Origin of the sequence: Nostoc sp. CCY 9925 (genome assembly GCF_963920935.1) — a bacterium.
Classification (GTDB): domain Bacteria; phylum Cyanobacteriota; class Cyanobacteriia; order Cyanobacteriales; family Nostocaceae; genus Nostoc.
On the sequence record NZ_CAWUDO010000235.1, the window covers coordinates 1 to 3,042 of the forward strand.

At 39.7% G+C, this 3,042-nt stretch carries 2 protein-coding genes and 1 pseudogene; all 3 read left to right on the top strand.

Annotation, left to right across the window (positions count from 1 at the left end):
* Positions 1-968 (top strand): annotated as a pseudogene (locus ACM0OY_RS39875) (hypothetical protein); the annotation flags it as partial.
* 1 nt (position 969) lies between these two features.
* A complete protein-coding gene (locus ACM0OY_RS39880) occupies positions 970-1,689 on the top strand; it encodes a hypothetical protein (RefSeq protein ID WP_414574216.1) in 720 nt (239 codons plus the stop codon).
* Between the two features lie 235 nt (positions 1,690-1,924).
* A complete protein-coding gene (locus ACM0OY_RS39885; RefSeq protein ID WP_414574217.1) occupies positions 1,925-3,025 on the top strand; it encodes a hypothetical protein in 1,101 nt (366 codons plus the stop codon).
* Positions 3,026-3,042: the final 17 nt, after the last annotated feature.

Genomic DNA, 3,042 nt, shown 5'->3' on the forward strand with positions numbered 1-3,042 from the left:
GCACCAATATTGAGTCAATCATTGCTCTGAGTTTGAAAACATTTTTTAATGATGATGAAATTAAATCACGCTACAAGTCAGCAATACAAAATGGATTTGGGACTAAAGAATGGGACGAAACTCCGACACTCAAAGACTTTTATAATTTTTGTTCTCCAGCTTTTATACAATTAGATTCTATTGCTAGTAAGAGTCAAGAGATTTCCGAAGCCTTAGAGCAAATCAGGCTGAGAATAAATTATTGGTTAAGTACCAGGGTAGGACAATCCATCTCACGTCCATCCAGTTTTAGAACTAATGCCAAATTGTTAGTATTCGCTTTACGTAATTTATCGAGTGAAGCTGATGCTGCCATACTCGCTCTTAGTGCCTATGCTGCTGCTTTACGTCGTGCATTATCATCAAAAGCTTCGATATTCTTCCTGGATGAAGCACCAATCTTATTTCAATTCGATGCGATCGCCCAGTTGATTGGGCGATTGTGTGCCAATGGTGCGAAGTCTGGTATCCGCGTCATCATCTCGGCTCAAGAACCAGAGACTATATATCAGAGCAAAGCTGCACAGAAGATATTTGCCAATATCACCACACGTTTAGTAGGCAGGATTCAATCATCAGCCCTTGATCCGTTCATTGTTCGCTTTAAATATCCTAGCGAAATCATCTGTGTCAATAGTACGGAAGCTTTTTATCCAAAAAAGGAGGGGATTTACTCTCAGTGGCTGCTTGATGATAATGGCAAGCTTACTTTCTGCCGCTATTATCCCGCCTACTGTTTATTAGCCTCAGTTGCTAATAATCCCAACGAGCAGGAATTACGCAGTTTGTTTCTCAAACACTATCAAGATAATCCTCTGCTTGGTTTAGTCAAATTTAGTGAGGATTACATCAAAATGATTCGGACACAAGAGTTGTCAGACTTGGCTAAACATTTGATTTCCCGCTCAAAAATCAAACAGGTTGCTTAATATGAAACCGATCGTGAAGAAATTGACTATTGGTGCGATAGCTGCTGCTACTTTTGGCAGTTTATTTATTGCTGCACCTAGCTATGGCATCAGCATTAACGATTTTTTTAGTTCTATGGTTTTGGATCTTCAAAGTGAAGTTGGTGAAATTCAAGCCTGGGCGAAGGAAGAAATTAACAGCGGCTGGGCAGACATCAAAGAAAACGCTACTGCTGCAATTGATAGTTCTATCGGGCAATTGGGTGCGCCTGACCCGATTGCTTCGGCCGATCAATTGAAGGGTTCACTTAAGGATGATTATTCTTATCCTGTCGCCCAAGAAAAAGCACAGAAGCTCTCACGCGACCTAGTTTTGGCTTCTGTCGCTAGCGTGGTCAGCGAAAAAGGACAGCAGCAAACTCAAGAAAAAATTGATACTACTGCACAAATCGCTAAGCTTGCAAAAGATATTTCTGATGAAGCTCAGAACATGGATGCCTCTCAAAACGTTCTCAAAGCGATCGCTGCTCAGAACGGCTTAATTGTGTCAATGTTGGCACAGCAGCGTACTGATTCTTTATCAGCCCGACAGGACAATGCCTACTCTAACCTGATGCTGACGCAAGTGGCAGATCATCTTGACTCCCAACGGAAAAAGGAGAACTCTGAAGAAGATGGCAGATTGTCTCTACTACATGAAGTCGTACTTAATGCACGGCTAGATCCTACTTCTGCTGACTGATTAGGCACTTGCCAAGAATAAATCAGCCCAGCCGTATCAATAATATTTTTGGCTAAACCGAGATATCTAGGCGCTTTCGCCTTGAGGGCGAAAGCGACGGCTGGGCTAATTTATTTATTGGATCTCCCTTAAAAGCGTATAGAAACGAATTACAAGAGCTTTTTCCTCCTATACAAACAATCAAGTAGCGTTCAAATATCTTTCAAAATTACTGTATTGAGCAAGGATTCAAATCATGTTTTTACTAGCGCAATTAGATGGTGGCGATTTAGCTGATTTAGCAAAAGAAAATGCAGCTTCAATAGCGCAAGGATTTGATGAGCTTTGGAACGAAACTATTACAGGTGGTGTTTATTCAGCAATTTGTACAGTCGGAGCTTTATTCGCTATAGCAACACTAACTTTCTTCGTCGTTGAATGGACAAAAAAAATGATGGCTCTTGAAGAACAAAGAGCTTATACTGATTTTATTTGGCCGTTAATAGTAATTCTTTTGCTCAGTAATAAGGGGGATGTACTAGGAAAGTCAACTTTGGGGATTAGAAACTATATTAATAATGTAAATAATATAGTTCTTAGCGAAGCGGCGGCAGGAATCGATCTCAAGCAAGCGTATGAAAGTGCATTGGGAACTGAAGCAGCACGTAGCGCTATTGGTATTGCTGTAAATAAATGTAGAAATTCATCTTTAAGTCAACAAGAAGAAATCAACTGTTTGAATCAAGCTAAAGAAGATTTAACCAAAAAATATCCAGATAAATTTAACAAAAATAATGGAGTTTTTTCTTGGTTTATAGATGCGGTTGATGGCGCTATCGATGCTTTTAATGATGTGAAAGATGGTCAAGCAAATGGAATTGATTTAATTTTATCTCCTATTAATGCTTTTGTTGGGTCTGCTGTTACTGACATAGTTACGATAATTTTAGTCGGAATGAATGGGGCTTATCAATGGGGAATTGAACTGACTATGCTCGTAACAGCACTGCTAGGGCCTATAGCTGTTGGTGGTTCTCTGCTACCTTACGGAGCTAAATCAATTTACAGTTGGTTAGTAGGATATTTCAGTGTAGGTTTTGGCAAGCTCTGCTTCAATATCATTGTTGGTTTTGCCGGGCAATTAGTCGCTGATTCTAAATCTTATCAGCCAATGTTCTTCCTATTTACAATTGGTATAATTGCGCCATTCTTAGCTACAGGTTTAGCGGCTGGTGGTGGCATTTCTGTTTTAGTTCAAATTAATAAAGCTACTGAAACTTACAGTGGGATTGCCATTGAGATTGCTAAAGGTGTTGCTACTAAAGGTGGTAGTTTAGTCGGGAAATTAGCTAAATAAAACCTATGCTGAATCAA